The sequence below is a fragment of the Thalassobius sp. MITS945101 genome, assembly GCF_047123305.1.
GTDB lineage: Bacteria > Pseudomonadota > Alphaproteobacteria > Rhodobacterales > Rhodobacteraceae > Thalassobius.
Genome location: NZ_CP138918.1, coordinates 1481226 through 1496361 on the forward strand (window position 1 = coordinate 1481226; position 15136 = coordinate 1496361).

A 15136-nucleotide genomic window follows, 5' to 3' on the forward strand; every position below is an offset into this window, starting at 1 on the left:
GAGGCTCTGAATGGCTGAAACAGTGCAATTCGACCTTGTCAGCCCCGAGCGGAGTCTTGCTTCGCTCATGGTTGAACAGGTTCAGATCCCGGGTGCCGATGGCGATATGACCGCAATGGCCGGTCACGCTCCGACCATCACCACCCTGCGCCCCGGTCTGCTGAGTGTCAGCGGCCCGAACGGTTCTGCCGACTATGTCGTGACCGGCGGTTTCGCCGAAATCGGCCAGACCGGCATCTCCGTCTTGGCAGAAAGCGCCATTGCCCGCGAGGACGTCACCGCTGACGACCTCTCTGGCATGATCGCCGCCGCCAATGAAGCGCTGGAAGCGGCCAAAGCGAATGGTGGTCAGGTAGACGATGCAGCCAAACTGGTGTCTGACCTGGAAGCCATTGGCGCACAGATCGGCCTGTCGGTCTAAGCCAACTCCAGATAAGAATTCAAAGAAGGCTCTGGTTTCCGGGGCCTTTTTTGTGTCCCGCTTTCGTCTTTTGGTTGACCGGAGGGGCAGGGGGTACGCTATGTAATGGGTATGAAAAGGTTAAGAAATCACATTACAGGCATCGATCAGGGCGATGAGACCCTGTTTATGGATTACGAAAACGGCGGCGAGATGTGGACCGGTGAAGGCAACCGCGAACGCCGCGCCACCGTGCGCTTTTCCGAGAAATACAACGCCAACCCTTCGGTGATGCTCACGGTGTCGCTGTGGGATGTGGATTATTCCACCAACATCCGCAGCGAAGTGGTGGCTGAAAACATCTCCAAGACCAAATTCGACATTGTGTTCCGCACCTGGGGCAACACCCGCATCGCTCAGGCCCGTGTCAGTTGGATGGCCATCGGTGAGATGGAGGATGAGGACGTCTGGGACGTTCCCTAATGCAGCCCGTGACCAAGACCCCCAGAAACGAAAAGGGCGCCCTCAAAGGCGCCCTTCGTCATTCCAACCGGTCCCGCAGGATCAGGCCGGGAACTGACCTTCGTAGATCGGTTCCAGCGTTTCGGTCTCAAACAGCGACGATACCGAGGTGCCGTTCCAGATGTTCTGGATCGACTGGGCAAACATCGGTGCGGTCGGCAGGATGCGAATGTTGGGGCAGTTTTTCACCGGGTCAGTCGGCTCGATCGAGTCGGTCAGCACCAGAGATTTCATCACCGAGTTGGTGACACGCTCAACCGCAGGGCCGGACATCACACCATGCGAGATATAGGCGTGAACCTCGGTTGCGCCATGCTCCAGCAGAACTTCAGCCGCCTTGCATAGGGTGCCGGCCGTGTCGCACATGTCATCCACGATGATACACTTCTTACCGGTCACATCACCGATCACGGTCATCTCAGCCACTTCACCGGGCTTCTCACGGCGCTTGTCCACGATCGACAGCGGCGCGTTGATCCGCTTGGCCAGTTCGCGGGCACGGGCCACACCACCAACGTCGGGGGAAACAACCATCACCTCGTCGAGGCTGCCGGCAAACTTCTCTTTGATGTCCAACGCAAAGACGGGCGAGGCATAGAGGTTATCAACGGGGATGTCGAAGAAGCCCTGGATCTGCGCGGCGTGCAGGTCAAGGGTCAGAATGCGCTCGACACCGGCTTCGACCAGCATGTTGGCAACCAGCTTGGCGCTGATCGGGGTGCGGGCCTTGGTGCGGCGGTCCTGACGTGCATAGCCAAAGTAGGGGATCACGGCGGTGATCCGGCTGGCTGAGGACCGGCGCAGCGCGTCAGCCATGATCAGCAGTTCCATCAGGTTGTCATTCGCCGGGTTCGACGTCGGCTGAATGATGAACATATCCTCGCCACGGACGTTCTCAAAAACCTCCACGAAGATTTCGCCATCGTTGAAGCGTTCAACGCGCGCGTCCACCAGCCCGAGGCTTTCGCCGCGGTGGATGGACATGCGCCGTGCAATGGATTTTGCCAGAGGCAGGTTCGCATTGCCGGAAATCAGTTTCGGTTCATTCTGGTTGGGCATGTCGACGGTTCCCCAAGATTTGGTCGAGATGACAGATTCGTAACGTTGACACCGCTTAACACTTCGATACGCTCAGGCAAAGCTATGCCGACGAAGGGGCGCACAGATGCCGCACATTGATTACTATTTTACGACTGTTTCGCCCTACGCCTATCTGGTCGGCACCAGATTGGAAGAAATTGCGCAGCGCCGCGGTGTGACTGTGACCTACAAACCGTTTGATCTGGTGTCCGCTTTTCCGCGCACCGGCGGCGTCCCGCTGCCTGAGCGGCATCCGGCGCGGGTGGAATACCGCGCTGAGGAACTGCCCCGTCAGGCCCGCAAACTGGGGATGGAATTCAACCTGAAACCGGCCCATTGGCCGGTGAACCCTGCGCCGTCGGCCTATGCCATCATTGCCGCGCAGAAGGCGGGTGGCGGCGACGTTGGACTGCTAGTGCAGAAACTCATGGCTGCCTGCTGGGTGGAAGAGCGTGACATATCGCAGGATGAGGTGATCAAGGATTGCCTTGCCGCCTCGGACTTTGATCCCTCTTTGGCGGACAGTGGCCTGCTGGCAGGGGCCGAGATCTACTCGCAGAACCTCGAAGAGGCTGTCAGCAAGGGTGTCTTCGGCTCGCCTTTCTTCATTGTCGACACCGGGCAGAAGTTCTTCGGTCAGGACCGGCTAGAGGATCTGGACGCCCATCTCGCTGGCAATCTCTGAAGGCTGCACCCTATGGGAAACGAGGATTTGCGGGGCAATGTCCCGACCTTCTGGCGCAACTATGGTCAGGGGCCGCGGCAGGCATTGATGTTTCACTGCTCGCTGGCGCATTCCGGCGCCTTTGCAGGCATGGCGAAGGGCCTGGGCGATTTGTTGACCATGCGGGCCTTTGACCTGCCCGGACATGGCCAAAGTGCGGATTGGGACGGGCAGACACCGTTGCAACGGCTGACTGTTGATATGGCGCTGGACCTGCTTGAGGGGCCGACCGATCTGATTGGTCATTCCTTCGGCGGCACGGCAGCGCTGCGGCTTGCCTGCGAACGGCCGGATCTGGTGCGGTCGCTGACCCTGATTGAACCCGTCTACTTCGCCGCCGCCTATGCCGATCACGCAGGCCTAGGGGATCAGCACGGCGCCGAAATGGCCGAGATCGCCGATGCCATTGCCGCCGGTGATCGCGAAACAGCCGCGCGGCTGTTCCTGCGGGTCTGGGGGGACGGGCGGCCTTGGGCCGCATTGCCTGAATCGATGCAGATCCGGACGAAGGCGCAGATCCATCTGATCACAGCCGCCCACCCCGAGATTGGGCTGGACACGCCCGGCCTGTTGGCCAGTGGCGCGGTGGAGGCGCTGCAAGTGCCAACCCTGCTGATCGAGGGCGGCGCTTCACCGCATTATGTGGGCAAGATTAACGCCGCGCTCAATCGACGGATCAAAGGCTCGCAGCGGCAAGTGATCGACGGCGCCGGCCATATGGTGGCGATGAGCCATGCCGATGAGGTGGCCAAAGTAACCCGCGCGTTTCTGGAAGCCGTGCCCGCCGCGTCTGCGCACTAATGAAAAAGGGGCGTTGCCACCCCTTTTGAAACCTTATGCCCGATAGGCCGCCAGCAGGGCGTCTACACCCTCAGACCCGACAGACCAATCGGTGACGAAACGGGCCAGCAGCATCTCCTCGGGATCGTCGCCTTCCAGCTCGCCAGACATGATGTAGTAATAGGCGCCGGCCTCAAACGCTTTCTTGTGCAGCCGGCGCGGCAGTTCGGCGAAGAACAGGTTGGCCTCTGGCGTGGTGGTGAAGTTCACCCCGTCAATCGCCCGCATCCCTTCGGCCAGACGCGCACAGCTGTCATTGGCCTGGCGAGCCGTGTCCAGCCACAGATCGCCCTCCAGATAGCCCAGCATCTGCGCGGACAGGTAACGGTGCTTGGAAAACAGATGCGCCCCACGTTTGCGGCGCAGTTCAAATTCCCAGGCCAGCGACGGGTCAAAGAAGACCACAGCCTCTACCCCCATGCAGCCGTTTTTGGTGCCGCCAAAGCTGACGGCATCAATGCCCGCTTTCCAGGTCATTTCAGCCGCCGAGCAGCCCAACGTAATCATCGCGTTGGTGAAACGGGCGCCGTCCAGATGGCTGGACATGCCGTATTCCTTGGCAACAGAAGTCAGCGCTTGGATTTCATCCAATGTGTAGACGTGGCCCAACTCCGTCACTTGGGTGATCGACAGCGGTCCCCGCTGCGGGCCATGCACGCCGCGGTTTTCCTCCAGCAGGATGGATTTGCGCAGGGCCTCGGGCGTCATCTTGTCCCCTTCGCCCACCAGCGTCAGTTTGGCTCCTCCGGAATAGAACTCAGGCGCGTTGCATTCATCCTCATGGATATGCGCGCGGGTTGAACAAAAGATCGTTTCCCAGGGTTTGCACATGGTCGCCAGCGCCAGCGAATTGGCGGCGGTGCCTGTGGGCACCAGATAGACCGCCGCCTCGGGCGCTTCAAAGATCTCCCGCACCATGTCGCGCACGCGATCCATTTCAGCGTCGGCGCCATAGCCCACGCGGTAGCCTTCGTTTGCGGCTGTCAAAGCCTGCATGATCTGCGGGTGGACCGGTCCCCCGTTATCGGACGCAAAAAACATCAGATTGGTTCCTCAATAATGTGGTCTTCCCACTCTTCGTCATCGACCTCGAACTCTGGCACCGTTCGCCCCCGCATGGAAACACCTGCTTTGTGCACACTCTCAGGGTCACCGGTTTTCAACGGATGCCAATCGGGCAGGGGATGGCCGTTCCACATCAGCTTGTAGGCGCAGGTTTCCGGCATCCAGTAGAGGTTTTGTTCCATGTTGTCTGGGCTCAGCACGATGCATTCCGGCACGAAGTTGTGGCGGATCGGGTATTGGCTGCACTGGCAGGTCTGATCGTCCAGCAGGCGGCAGGCCACATTGGTCAGCGCCACCTGTCCGGTGTCCTCATCCTCCAGCTTGTTCAGGCAGCATTTGCCACAGCCGTCACACAGCGCCTCCCACTCGGGGCGGGTCATCTTGTTGAGAGGGACCTTCTCCCAGAAATTTTTGCGTAGGTTCAGCGGCATCACAGCGCCGCCAGAAGGTCACGCGCCTTGGCGCAATCGGCATCCATCTGGGTGATCAGCGCCTCAAGGCTGTCAAACTTCTCTTCCGGGCGCAGGTAGTCGACCAGCCCGACCGAGATCTGCGCGCCGTAAAGGTCGCCGGAGAAGCCGAAGATGAAGGTTTCGAGGTTCGGCTTGTTCTCGCCAAACATCGGCCGCACGCCCAGCGATGCAGCGCCGTGGTAGCTGCCGGCATGGGGCCCGTCCAGCACGTCGATCAGCACAGCATAGACGCCCAGCTTGGGCCGGTGCAGCCCGTCGATCGACATGTTTGCCGTCGGATAGCCCAGTTCGCGGCCACGTTGGTCACCGCCGATCACCTCACCGTCCATCCGGTGCCAATGGCCCAGCATCGCCTGCGCATCACGCGGGCGGCCTTCGGCCAGGGCCTCGCGGATCGCGGTCGAGGACACTTCGCCCTTGGTGCCATGCAGCAGTTCCGCCACCGTCACACCAAAGCCCATTTCACTCCCGAACCGTTGCAGATCCTCCACGGACCCTGCGCGCCCCTGCCCAAAACAGAAATCCGCTCCAACCACCACATGCGTCAGGCCCAGGCCATCGACAATGACCTTTCTGGCAAACTCTTCGGGGCTCAGCGCCGATAGGGTGGCGTTGAAGGGCAGTTCATACAGCCGCTCAACGCCCAGCTTTTCCAATCGGTGTGCCCGTGCTTCTGGGCTCATCAAACGGAAGGCGGGGGCCTTGGGCGCGAAGAACTGGCGCGGATGCGGTTCAAAGGACATCACCCCCAGCGGCACGCCTTGGTCTGCGGCGATGGCACGGGTGAGGTCGATCACCGACTGGTGGCCCAGATGGACCCCGTCGAAATTGCCGATGGCCGCGGCGGCGCCGCGGTCAAGATCGGTGACAAAGCTGTAGTCTCGGATGATACGCATGGGCATGGGTTATCTGCCCAAATGCAAGGGATCAAGCGTGATGTGGTGTCAGATCTTGCTCAACCTCTCTGCGCAGGTGGGCAGAGCGGCGGTGGGGCCTTAATCGAACTTCTTTGATGGGGCCAAAACGGTGGCTTCGCCCTTCAGCACCGGCTTGCCATCCACCAGACAGCGGCAATCCAGTTGCACCCGCCGTTTGGCCAGATCGATGCCGGTCACCTCAACCTCGGCCAGCACCATATCGCCGGGGCGCACCGGGGCCATGAACTTCAGCGTTTGGCCCATATAGATGGTGCCGTGGCCGGGCAGCTGCTCGCCGATCACTGCCGAGATCAGCCCAGCGGTCAGCATCCCGTGGGCAATGCGGCCGGAAAAGATGGTGTCCTTGGCGTAGTCCTCATCCAGATGCACCGGGTTGTGGTCGGTCGAAACCTTGGCGAACATCTCGATGTCTTCGTCGGTGACAACTTTCCGCAGGTAGCGAGTCATCCCCATTTCGATGTCTTCGATGCAGATGGTTCCGCGTGGCATGTTGTCCAACATTCGACCCTCCTGAGGGAATGGCAAGGTAATAATAATCCGCCGCATGTCGCGGTGTGGCAACTTTATTACTTTGCAGGCGCAGAAAATCAAGCCCTAATTGGCTTGATCCTCCGGGCCGCTCGGTGTCAGAGCGGTGCAGACTTAACGCAGCTGGCCGATGCTATAGGTCGGATTCACCTGTTCCCGTTCGATGTAGGCAGCCAGAGCCGCCGCTTCGGGCTGATTGGTGGTGCGGGTTTCTGCACGTGCGAGGCCGCCGGTGATGAACAGCGTGTCAATGCCTTCGCCCATGCCGCCGGAAATATCCGTATGCGGCCCGTCACCAATGGCCAGGATCTGGCTGTCTTCGATGTTCTGGTCGATCGCCTGCAAACGGCGGCGGGCCAGATCGTAGATCGGCGGATGCGGCTTGCCGAAATAGAGGCTTTCGCCACCCATTTCGGTATAGAGCTTGGCCAGCGCACCGGCGCACCATTCCCGCACTTCGCCACGGTCCACCACAATGTCAGGGTTGGCGCAGAGCAGTTTCATACCCTTCTGTTTGGCATAAAGGAAATCCGCGCGGTTCACATCCGGATCGGCCATCGTGTCAAACGGCCCGCAGCAAACGATGCCCTCGGCCTCATCCAGCGGCACGCGGGTGATTTCGACCGGTTCTTCCAACAGGCTCAGCGGTTCAAAGAAACCCGCATCGCGCTGCCATTCGCCCATGAAGTACACCTTCTCGCCCACCGTGCCACGGAACATGGCCGAACGGGCGGAATCACCGCTGGTGGCGATGGTGTCATAGGCATCGTCTGGTACGCCAAACTGCGACAGCTGTTCGGCCACACCGGCGCGAGGCTTGGGCGAGTTGGTGACCAGCACCACGATGCCGCCCTTCTTGCGGTAGGACTGCAGCGCGGCAACCGCCTCGGGGTAGGCGGTGACCCCATTATGAACGCAGCCCCAGAGGTCCACAAAGAGGGCGTCATAATTGGTCGAAATCTCGGACAGGGCGGTGATGATCTGCGTCATGGGTCCATCTCTTGGCTGCGCTTTGGGGCTGCATGACATATGCAGCGCGGCTTGGCTATCCCGCGTTGATCATAGCTGTGTGACTGTGGCCTCAGCGGCGGTGCTGATCCAGCGATCCACCGCCAAGTTTGCGCATCACCCGCCGCAGCGCCGTGGCATCGGAATAGCCGACCCGGTGGGCGATCTCTTCCTGTGAAAGGGTGGTGGTGCGGGCCAGCCGGATGGCGGTGCTCATCCGCAGCGTCTGCACAAAGGTGGAGGGCGTCATCGCCGCAACCTTCTGCAACCGGCGGGCAAAACTGCGCTGACCCAGCCCCGCCGCCGCGGCCAGTTCAGCAACGGTAACCGGCGTGCCAATCTGCTGACGCAGGAACAGTTCGGCCCGCTGCAGCGCCGGATCGCCCGCCACCAGTGTGGCAACCGAGACATAGGGCAGCTGGCTGCTGCGCTGGTCTGCCATCAGGAACCGGCGGCAATCCTCGGCAATGCCAAAACTGGCAAACCGTTCGATCAGATGCAGCATCAGATCGATCTGGCCGAAGGCCGCACCTGCGGTGATCAGCCGGCCATCTTCCACCACCAGATCCCCCTGCCGCAGCTTGGCACGTGGGACGCGTTTGGCCAGTGCCGGGGCCAACCACCACGTTGTTGTCACCTCGCGCCCGTCCAGCAGCCCCGCCGCGCCAAGGGCAAAACAGGCCGAACATGCCCCTGCAATCACCGCCTGTTCCGGCGCGGCCTCTAGGGCCCGCACCAGATCGGTAAACCCTTGTGTATCCATGCTGCGACTGACCTCGCCCTCGGTGGCAAGGCCAAGACCGGGCAGGACCACCAGATCCGTGTCGACAGGCATCGCCGGCGGCACGGCAACCTCAACCGCAAACACCGTCGCACGCCCCTGCATCCGGGCCACCCGATTGGCGGTATCCAGTGTTTCCTCTGCGATAGCAAAGCTGGAGCGTTGATGCGGTTCGGGACGCAGCAGGGTTACGTGGACGGGGCTTGGGGTCACGGGCGGTCTGTCCAATTTGGTCTGGAATCGGTCATATGTAACACTAGAGCGGCCGTCCCCCAAGGTCCAGATTGGCCAAAACCGTAGGATCGAAAGGACAACAGATGGAAGGTGGATGTTACTGTGGCGCGCTGCGCTATGAGGTGCAGGGCAAGCCGGTGTTCAAGGCGCAGTGCCACTGCCGCGCCTGCACCCATTTTGCCGGAGGCGCGCCAAACCTGTTCATGGCCATGCCCGCCAATGGATTTACTTACACCAAAGGCACACCGGCCCAATTCACCCGAGACAATGAGGCCCCCGCCACACGCGATTTCTGCCCCACCTGCGGCACCCAAGTCGCCAGCCACCGCAAGGGCATGCCGCTGGTGATGATCAAGGTGGGCACGCTGGATGATCCGGCGGCGTTCAAGGCTCCTAAGGCGGCGATCTACGTGGCCGAGAAACAGCCGTTCCACCAGATCCCCGAGGATCTGACCTGCTTCGACGGGTTTCCGATGGCAGCAGAATGAAACAACAAACGGGCGCGCCGGTTTGCTCCGGCGCGCCCGTCGTCATTCTGGTGTGTGCCCTTAGCTGGCGGTGTTGTTCAGGTAGTCCAGCACACGTGCCACAGCTTCTTTGCGGGCCGCCTCATCATAGGTGAAGCCCAGCATGTCGAGCCCACCGCCTTCTTCATACATCGGATTGTCGAAGAAATGGGTTGCGCCCATGATCACTTCCAGCTCGGCCGGGTGTTCATTTTTCATGCTGTTATAGGTGTGCATCTGGCAGCTCGTGAGCGAGATCATGCTGTCCTGATCCCCGGCCACAATGAGCAGCGGCCATTTGTTCACACCGTCGGGCGGGCAGATCGGGTACATCGAGATCGCCGCATAGGGGGTGAAACTGTCGGGGATGCGGGCCGTGGCCTCGTTGGTCACTGACATCACCTGCGCCCCGCCGGTGGAGAAGCCCAGCACCGCAATGCGGTTCGGGTCCACATCGTCACGGCCGGCAAGGTAGCGATAGCCGCTGACCGCATCGTCATTGTAATCCACCCCGGCGGTGTCCATCGCATTGATGCCGCCACGCGACCCGAAGCTGTCCACAACCAGCGCGGCATAGCCCGCCTCGGCCAGGGTTTCGGCCCATTGCAGATGCGACTCCTGCAAGCCGTCGCCGCTGATCAGAATAACAACCGCAGGGCTTTTGTCGCCCGCAGATGAGGCATAAAACTCACCCGTCAATTCGATCCCGGGCGTGGGTTTCAGCTCAATCCCCTTGGCTTTGGCCCGTTTGACCTTGAAGGCCGTTGGAACAATTGGGGATGCTTGGAACGTCACCGTTTCCTGCGCCAGCGCGGGGGACTGCGCGGTTGCGCCTGTCACACAAAGCGTCAGGGCTAGGAGGGTCTTTCTGAATTTCATGTTGGCCACCGATGTTACTCAAACTCTCAGGAGCCATAACGTCGCAGGTAAAAATGATTATAGTAAAGGGGCCCGGATTCCGGACCCCTTTGTCAAAATACATCCATAAGGAGATTTTAAAATTATACTTTCAGGTTCGGGATGATCTGCTTTTTGCGGCTCATGATGCCGGGCAGGACAACCAAATCGCCTTCGACGGTGGCGCCAAAGCTTTTCTCGGCGACGCCTTTGACCAGATCGTTCGGCACCAGAAGGGTGGCCTCTTCTTTCAGGATGTCGACAACAAACAGCAGAACCTCATCCACGCCATCTTCGGCCTGAACGGTTTTGTAGGTTTCCATCAGGCTGTCTTTGCGGTTCAGCGGGATCTCCGGCGCGGTGGTTTCCAGAACCGACACGCGGAACTTGGTGCCGTCCACAGCGTATTCTTTCGAGTCCATGCGGATCAGCTCGGCATCCGAGAAGGCCGATACATCGGACTTGGCGGCAAACATCTCGGCGGCGTAGGCCGAAACGTCGATGCCCAGTTCGCCGGCCAGCGCGGCAACCACTTCGCGGTCCCGGTCGGTGGTGGTGGGCGAGCGGAATTCGAGGGTGTCGGACAGGATGCAGGTAAGGGCTGCGCCTTTGACAGCTTCCGGCATCTTGGCGGCATCGTCGTCCATCAGGTCATACATGATGGTCGCGGTGCAGGCGAGCGGGCGGATAGTGATGTCGATCGGGCCTTTGGTTTCCAGACCGCCCACCAGCTTGTGGTGGTCGATGATCGCGGTGATGTCCGCGTCATTGATGCCCTCGGGCAGTTCGGCCGGGTTGTTGGTGTCCACGATGACAACCGGGGCACCGGCTTCAACACCGTCGATGATTTCCGGCTTGTCGAGGTTCCAGCGCTCCAGCATGAACAGCGCTTCGGTGTTGGGTTCGCCCAGCAGTTTCGGGGCGGCGGCGACACCTTTGACTTCGTTCAGATACCAGGCCCAAACGATGGGCGAGCCGGTGGAGTCGGTATCGGGGGATTTGTGGCCAAATACTTGGGTGGTCATGGGAGGATCCTTGAGAATCTAATTTTCAGGGGCTTTGGCGGGCTTATAGGGGCGGTCAAAGCGATTGTCACCAATCCAAAATGCCGCCCCCAAACCCTGTGACATTAGGGCTGATCCATCGACAGGCGGGTCACGGTGAAACCGTCGTTCTGCAACAACTGCAACAGCCCGTCCTGTCCCGGCAGATGCAAGGCGCCCACCGCAACAAAACTGGGGGTCTGGGCCAACTCAACCCGCAGCCGTGCCATCCACTGATGATTGCGCCCGGTTATCAGATCATCCAGCATCTCCGTCACCAGACCCATCAACCGATCCTGATCCGCTGGGGCCAGATCTTCGCTCAGCGCGGCGGCTTCTTGCAGGCTATAGGTCCAGGCCAATTGTGTTTCTTCGGCAAAATAGAACGCTGTAAGCCCCTTCATGCTGGGGTCCATTGGCAGGTCCAGAAGCAAGCTCCAGCGCATTTCATCAACCTGTTCGTCCAGAGGGTCTCCGGAAAACACATCGATCAGCGCCATAACGTCATCCAGCCCCGAGACCGGTTTGCCCAGGGCCTCCCCTTCGGCCTCGATGCTTTTGTCGATCCCGAACCGTTTGGCCTGCAAATCGCTGAGGGCGCATTCTGGCATCATCATCGAAAAGCCCAAAAACCAGGGCTGGAACTTGGCGGCCATAAAGGCGGGAATGCCGCGTTTGGTGACAAGCGGAACCAGCTTGTTCCAGGCTTCAGGGCCAAGGCGGTCGATCAGGCTGTCGCCTTCGGTGATCAGGTAGCGCGTTGGGTTGCCGATCAATTCCCGCTGCAGCACCGCCTCATCCGCTCTGGTGGCTTCAATCACCACCTGATCCGAACGGGCGATCAGCGGTTCAAGACGCTCCATCGACGCCGCATGGCGCGGATCGTAAAGATGCATGGTGCCAAAAAGGTAAGAAGTCACCCCAGCCTTTTCGACCTGCCACAGGTTGCCCTGATGAAACGGATGCTGCGCGGCCTCAGCCCGCAGGGTCTGCAATACGCCATCGGGCAGGTCAGCAGCCTCATCGCAAAGCGCATGAGCGATGTTTGCCAGACACAACAGTAGGAGGGAGAGGAAAATTCGGATCAAATTTCACCTATAGGTTTATCAATTGCGGCCACGATAGCGTTTGTGACCTGCGACGCAAGCAGGGGTTGGTCACCGCCTTAGCCAAGGAATGCAGCTCTCATTGAGTGAGAGCTGCACCTCAGTCATGCGGGCCTACGTCCGTAGGTTTCCAGCACAACGCCATTGCCGTAAGAGGAGGTGCCGAGGCATTGCCATGTCGCGTCCTCCGGTACTCTCGCGTTGCCTTCCTTGCCACCGAAGAGCGGTATTCCGCCGCCAAGCGTGATCGGCACCCGCTTCAGCACCAGCCGGTCGATCAGATTTTCAGATAGCATCCAACCGGCAAACTGGCCGCCGCCGCACAGATAAATCGCAGCCCCGGTCTGTTCTCTCAATTTGGTGACACATTTGAGCCAATCAGACCGCACAGCATTGACCGCAGTGTCTTCGGGCAATGCGATGCTGCTGGAGAATATGTAGTGCACCATATGGGGATAAGCGCGTGCGCCAGGCGGCAGGCCATAATCATAGGCGAATTCATAGGTCGCACGCCCCATAAGCACGGTGTCATAGGTGGCAAGGCGCTGGGCATAGGCCACGGCGTGGGGGCCGGCCTGCGGGAAGGCAGAAACGTCTCCGTCAGGCGCAGCAATATAGCCGTCGAGGGTGACGGCAACGTCGTAGATGATCTCTCTCATGGGAAATCCTGTCAGGTAAGTCGCTATAGGAAAGACCCTGACCAGACCCTTGTTCTGGGTCTGCGGTTCGCAGGGTCGATGACGTAGGCTTACTTGATCACTGTCAGGGCACTCCTTGGTTGTCCGGAGGCTAACACAGCCAATGGGGCTCGCCAATAGAGTGTTGGCAGCAAGAGGTGAACGGGGCTAAATGCGGGCATGAGAAAACCCAGCGAAACCGATCTCTACCCCCCGGTGAAAGCCTTCTTCGAGGCGCTGGGCTATGAGGTGAAAGCCGAAATTGGCGCAGCGGATGTGATGGCGCTGCGCGGTGATGAACCGCCGGTGATTGTGGAACTGAAGCTGGGCTTTTCCCTGACCTTGCTGCAACAGGGCATTGCCCGTCAAAAGGTAACGGATCAGGTCTATCTGGCAGTGCCGCGCTGGAAGGGACGGGCGGGCTACAAGGCGTTCAAAGGCAATCTTGGGCTATGCAAACGGCTGGGCCTTGGGGTGATCAGCATCTCTGCCGCCGGCGAAGTGCAGGTCCACCACGATCCGGCACCGTTCCAGCCGCGCAAGGTAAAACGTCGCCAGACCACGCTGATGGCGGAATTTGAACGCCGCGAAGGCGACCCAAACAAAGGCGGCGCCACCCGCGCCGGTCTTGTAACGTCTTATCGACAAGAGGCCCTGCGCTGCGCTGCCTATCTGGCCGAACACGGCCCGACCAAAGGCGCCGTGGTTGCCAAAGCCACAGACGTCCCCCGCGCCACACGGGTGATGGCGGCCAATCACTACGGCTGGTTCGAGCGGATTGAGACGGGGATCTATGGGTTGACCGAGGTGGGACAAGCGGCTGTGGGGTAACCTGTGAGTTGCGGGGCAATGTGCCTGGCCTGATCAACCCTCGCCGAACAGGTCTGGCGTGCTGCTGCAGCGTGGCGACCCGTCCCCTTTCCCAAACAGCTGCGCATAGTCCCGCAGAAATGCTCCGCAATCGGGCGCATGTTGGTCCAAGATGCCCGCCCATTTTTCGGCCCGCCGTTGGTCCGTTTCGTCCCAGACTGCAGTTTCTGCGGCGATCACGTCCTGATCATGCCCGTCACACCACATGCCCAACACATTGGCCACTTTCTGGGCGCCGTCCAGCGTCATAGGGCCAACCATCAGGTAGTAAATGTCGTGGGGACTCTGGCAGTCCGGCAAGGCGTTCTGGTAGCGTTCTGCGATGACAGGGAAATGTGTGTCGCACCAGCGCGCCAACCCCGCCAGCACCTCGGAATGTTGGGTCACAAGCATTGTTGCTTCTTGTTGAAAGACGTTATGTTGGTCTGCTGCAAGGTTCGACAATCCCGGGTAAGCGCCGCGCGGGGCGGGCAGATCCCGCGGGTCATGCGTGTAGGCGACGCAGTGCAGTACCCAGAACAGGAAACTCAGGTTTTTGAGGTCCTTCGGCGCGACCTCCCAAAGCCACGGCAGGGCCGCATAGGTCACCGGATACAGGTCTTCCTGATGATGCAGTTTCTCCCAATAGAGATCATCGGCCAGTGGCTGGTCCCATTGCTGTGCCAGACGGGTCAAAACGCCCGGCACATCCTCAACGCCGTAAGGGCCGTAGAGGAGGGACCAGATGGGATCATTCAGGGCAAGCTTCATGGGGGGCTTTCTGGTGGGGCGGTGGGCGAAGGTGCATCTTTCCAACCTGCTCATTGGGCTTAACTCTCGGGCCGCAATGTGGCCATTGCAGGGTTTAACTGCCCCTTTCAATCCCCGTTTAAGAGATCACTGCGCCGGTCGTTTTAAACCCCCAGCAGCTCTGCGTCTAATCCAATAAGCGCGATGCTGTAACTTTCAGTGTCAAATTCTGTAAGATTCCGCGACGCGCCACACCCCGCCCAAAGACCTGTCAAAAAAATCGCCTCACATTCTGTTGACTCCGCCCTGACCCATTCCTAACTATGCCTCCGTTAGCACTCGACTGACGTGAGTGCTAATGGCCCCGCTTAATGAGAAGGGGGCCCGTGAAAAACTTTGAGCTGAGGAGCCTCAGAGATGGCATTTACCCCGCTTCATGACCGTGTGCTGGTCCGTCGTCTGGAAAGCGATGAGAAAACCGCAGGCGGACTGATCATCCCCGATAGCGCGAAAGAAAAACCCGCTGAAGGCCAGGTTGTGGCTGTTGGCGCAGGCGCGAAAGACGACGCGGGCAACCGCATCGCAATGGATGTCAAAGAAGGCGACAAAGTCCTGTTTGGCAAATGGTCCGGCACCGAAATCACCGTTGACGGTGAAGAGCTGTTGATCATGAAAGAATCCGACATCATGGGCACCATTGCCTGATCGTCGCTGA

Annotated in this window: 19 protein-coding genes; 7 read left to right on the plus strand and 12 right to left on the minus strand. The window is 60.0% G+C overall.

Annotated elements, in window-relative coordinates:
• Positions 1-10: 10 nt before the first annotated feature.
• Together SIC14_RS07425 and SIC14_RS07430 are read left to right on the plus strand one after the other, a co-directional pair.
• Entirely contained in the window at positions 11-421 is a 411-nt protein-coding gene (locus tag SIC14_RS07425; protein ID WP_412565189.1) for a F0F1 ATP synthase subunit epsilon, read from the plus strand.
• Positions 422-532: 111 nt separating this feature from the next.
• Positions 533-883, plus strand: a complete 351-nt coding sequence (locus tag SIC14_RS07430; protein ID WP_412565190.1) for an H-type lectin domain-containing protein — start codon at positions 533-535, stop codon at positions 881-883.
• 81 nt (positions 884-964) lie between these two features.
• Here SIC14_RS07430 and SIC14_RS07435 read toward each other — a convergent pair whose 3' ends face one another.
• On the minus strand, positions 965-1981 hold the full coding sequence (locus tag SIC14_RS07435; protein ID WP_412565191.1) for a ribose-phosphate pyrophosphokinase: 1017 nt from the start codon (positions 1979-1981) through the stop codon (positions 965-967).
• 106 nt (positions 1982-2087) lie between these two features.
• Between SIC14_RS07435 and SIC14_RS07440 the strand changes: the two genes are divergently transcribed.
• Together SIC14_RS07440 and SIC14_RS07445 are read left to right on the plus strand one after the other, a co-directional pair.
• Positions 2088-2687, plus strand: coding sequence for a 2-hydroxychromene-2-carboxylate isomerase (locus SIC14_RS07440; protein WP_412565192.1), 600 nt, complete (start codon positions 2088-2090; stop codon positions 2685-2687).
• A gap of 12 nt (positions 2688-2699) precedes the next feature.
• A complete protein-coding gene (locus SIC14_RS07445; RefSeq protein WP_412565193.1) occupies positions 2700-3527 on the plus strand; it encodes an alpha/beta fold hydrolase in 828 nt (275 codons plus the stop codon).
• A gap of 33 nt (positions 3528-3560) precedes the next feature.
• On the opposite strand, the gene SIC14_RS07450 is transcribed toward SIC14_RS07445, so the two are convergent.
• From SIC14_RS07450 to SIC14_RS07475, 6 genes are all read right to left on the minus strand, one after another.
• The gene (locus SIC14_RS07450) at positions 3561-4607 is read right to left on the minus strand and encodes a threonine aldolase family protein (protein WP_412565194.1); all 1047 of its coding nucleotides are present in this window, start codon (positions 4605-4607) and stop codon (positions 3561-3563) included.
• Positions 4607-5011, minus strand: coding sequence for a YcgN family cysteine cluster protein (locus SIC14_RS07455; protein WP_412565195.1), 405 nt, complete (start codon positions 5009-5011; stop codon positions 4607-4609). The genes SIC14_RS07450 and SIC14_RS07455 overlap by 1 nt, the downstream gene beginning before the upstream one ends.
• A 50-nt stretch (positions 5012-5061) precedes the next feature.
• On the minus strand, positions 5062-6000 hold the full coding sequence (locus SIC14_RS07460; protein WP_412565839.1) for a bifunctional riboflavin kinase/FAD synthetase: 939 nt from the start codon (positions 5998-6000) through the stop codon (positions 5062-5064).
• Between the two features lie 99 nt (positions 6001-6099).
• Entirely contained in the window at positions 6100-6543 is a 444-nt protein-coding gene (locus tag SIC14_RS07465) for a MaoC family dehydratase (RefSeq protein WP_412565196.1), read from the minus strand.
• A 141-nt stretch (positions 6544-6684) separates the two neighbouring features.
• On the minus strand, positions 6685-7560 hold the full coding sequence (locus tag SIC14_RS07470; protein ID WP_412565197.1) for a TIGR01459 family HAD-type hydrolase: 876 nt from the start codon (positions 7558-7560) through the stop codon (positions 6685-6687).
• A 91-nt stretch (positions 7561-7651) separates the two neighbouring features.
• Positions 7652-8572, minus strand: a complete 921-nt coding sequence (locus SIC14_RS07475) for a GlxA family transcriptional regulator (RefSeq protein WP_412565198.1) — start codon at positions 8570-8572, stop codon at positions 7652-7654.
• Between the two features lie 104 nt (positions 8573-8676).
• Here SIC14_RS07475 and SIC14_RS07480 point away from each other — a divergent pair, with 104 nt between their 5' ends.
• Positions 8677-9081, plus strand: coding sequence for a GFA family protein (locus tag SIC14_RS07480; RefSeq protein WP_412565199.1), 405 nt, complete (start codon positions 8677-8679; stop codon positions 9079-9081).
• A gap of 60 nt (positions 9082-9141) precedes the next feature.
• Here the strand turns inward: SIC14_RS07480 and SIC14_RS07485 are convergent, their stop codons facing one another.
• The 4 genes from SIC14_RS07485 to SIC14_RS07500 form a co-directional block, all read right to left on the minus strand.
• Positions 9142-9978: a dienelactone hydrolase family protein gene (locus tag SIC14_RS07485; protein WP_412565200.1), complete on the minus strand. Its 837-nt coding sequence runs from the start codon at positions 9976-9978 to the stop codon at positions 9142-9144.
• A gap of 122 nt (positions 9979-10100) precedes the next feature.
• Positions 10101-11021 (minus strand): manganese-dependent inorganic pyrophosphatase, encoded by a 921-nt coding sequence (locus SIC14_RS07490; protein ID WP_412565201.1) that lies wholly within the window; start codon positions 11019-11021, stop codon positions 10101-10103.
• 104 nt (positions 11022-11125) lie between these two features.
• On the minus strand, positions 11126-12127 hold the full coding sequence (locus tag SIC14_RS07495) for a TraB/GumN family protein (RefSeq protein ID WP_412565202.1): 1002 nt from the start codon (positions 12125-12127) through the stop codon (positions 11126-11128).
• A gap of 122 nt (positions 12128-12249) precedes the next feature.
• A complete protein-coding gene (locus SIC14_RS07500) occupies positions 12250-12804 on the minus strand; it encodes a dihydrofolate reductase family protein (RefSeq protein WP_412565203.1) in 555 nt (184 codons plus the stop codon).
• 198 nt (positions 12805-13002) lie between these two features.
• Between SIC14_RS07500 and SIC14_RS07505 the strand changes: the two genes are divergently transcribed.
• On the plus strand, positions 13003-13653 hold the full coding sequence (locus SIC14_RS07505) for a DUF2161 domain-containing phosphodiesterase (RefSeq protein WP_412565204.1): 651 nt from the start codon (positions 13003-13005) through the stop codon (positions 13651-13653).
• A gap of 33 nt (positions 13654-13686) precedes the next feature.
• Here the strand turns inward: SIC14_RS07505 and SIC14_RS07510 are convergent, their stop codons facing one another.
• Positions 13687-14442 (minus strand): hypothetical protein, encoded by a 756-nt coding sequence (locus SIC14_RS07510; RefSeq protein ID WP_412565205.1) that lies wholly within the window; start codon positions 14440-14442, stop codon positions 13687-13689.
• A 396-nt stretch (positions 14443-14838) separates the two neighbouring features.
• Here SIC14_RS07510 and SIC14_RS07515 point away from each other — a divergent pair, with 396 nt between their 5' ends.
• Positions 14839-15126 (plus strand): co-chaperone GroES, encoded by a 288-nt coding sequence (locus tag SIC14_RS07515; protein ID WP_412565206.1) that lies wholly within the window; start codon positions 14839-14841, stop codon positions 15124-15126.
• Positions 15127-15136 lie beyond the last annotated feature (10 nt).

Bases quoted from the DNA above. Each gene is read 5' to 3' on its own strand.
- SIC14_RS07425 (WP_412565189.1), top strand. From the start codon at position 11: ATGGCTGAAACAGTGCAATTCGACCTTGTCAGCCCCGAGCGGAGTCTT.
- SIC14_RS07430 (WP_412565190.1), top strand. From the start codon at position 533: ATGAAAAGGTTAAGAAATCACATTACAGGCATCGATCAGGGCGATGAG.
- SIC14_RS07435 (WP_412565191.1), bottom strand. From the start codon at position 1,981: ATGCCCAACCAGAATGAACCGAAACTGATTTCCGGCAATGCGAACCTG.
- SIC14_RS07440 (WP_412565192.1), top strand. From the start codon at position 2,088: ATGCCGCACATTGATTACTATTTTACGACTGTTTCGCCCTACGCCTAT.
- SIC14_RS07445 (WP_412565193.1), top strand. From the start codon at position 2,700: ATGGGAAACGAGGATTTGCGGGGCAATGTCCCGACCTTCTGGCGCAAC.
- SIC14_RS07450 (WP_412565194.1), bottom strand. From the start codon at position 4,607: ATGTTTTTTGCGTCCGATAACGGGGGACCGGTCCACCCGCAGATCATG.
- SIC14_RS07455 (WP_412565195.1), bottom strand. From the start codon at position 5,011: ATGACCCGCCCCGAGTGGGAGGCGCTGTGTGACGGCTGTGGCAAATGC.
- SIC14_RS07460 (WP_412565839.1), bottom strand. From the start codon at position 6,000: ATGCGTATCATCCGAGACTACAGCTTTGTCACCGATCTTGACCGCGGC.
- SIC14_RS07465 (WP_412565196.1), bottom strand. From the start codon at position 6,543: ATGTTGGACAACATGCCACGCGGAACCATCTGCATCGAAGACATCGAA.
- SIC14_RS07470 (WP_412565197.1), bottom strand. From the start codon at position 7,560: ATGACGCAGATCATCACCGCCCTGTCCGAGATTTCGACCAATTATGAC.
- SIC14_RS07480 (WP_412565199.1), top strand. From the start codon at position 8,677: ATGGAAGGTGGATGTTACTGTGGCGCGCTGCGCTATGAGGTGCAGGGC.
- SIC14_RS07485 (WP_412565200.1), bottom strand. From the start codon at position 9,978: ATGAAATTCAGAAAGACCCTCCTAGCCCTGACGCTTTGTGTGACAGGC.
- SIC14_RS07490 (WP_412565201.1), bottom strand. From the start codon at position 11,021: ATGACCACCCAAGTATTTGGCCACAAATCCCCCGATACCGACTCCACC.
- SIC14_RS07500 (WP_412565203.1), bottom strand. From the start codon at position 12,804: ATGAGAGAGATCATCTACGACGTTGCCGTCACCCTCGACGGCTATATT.
- SIC14_RS07505 (WP_412565204.1), top strand. From the start codon at position 13,003: ATGAGAAAACCCAGCGAAACCGATCTCTACCCCCCGGTGAAAGCCTTC.
- SIC14_RS07510 (WP_412565205.1), bottom strand. From the start codon at position 14,442: ATGAAGCTTGCCCTGAATGATCCCATCTGGTCCCTCCTCTACGGCCCT.
- SIC14_RS07515 (WP_412565206.1), top strand. From the start codon at position 14,839: ATGGCATTTACCCCGCTTCATGACCGTGTGCTGGTCCGTCGTCTGGAA.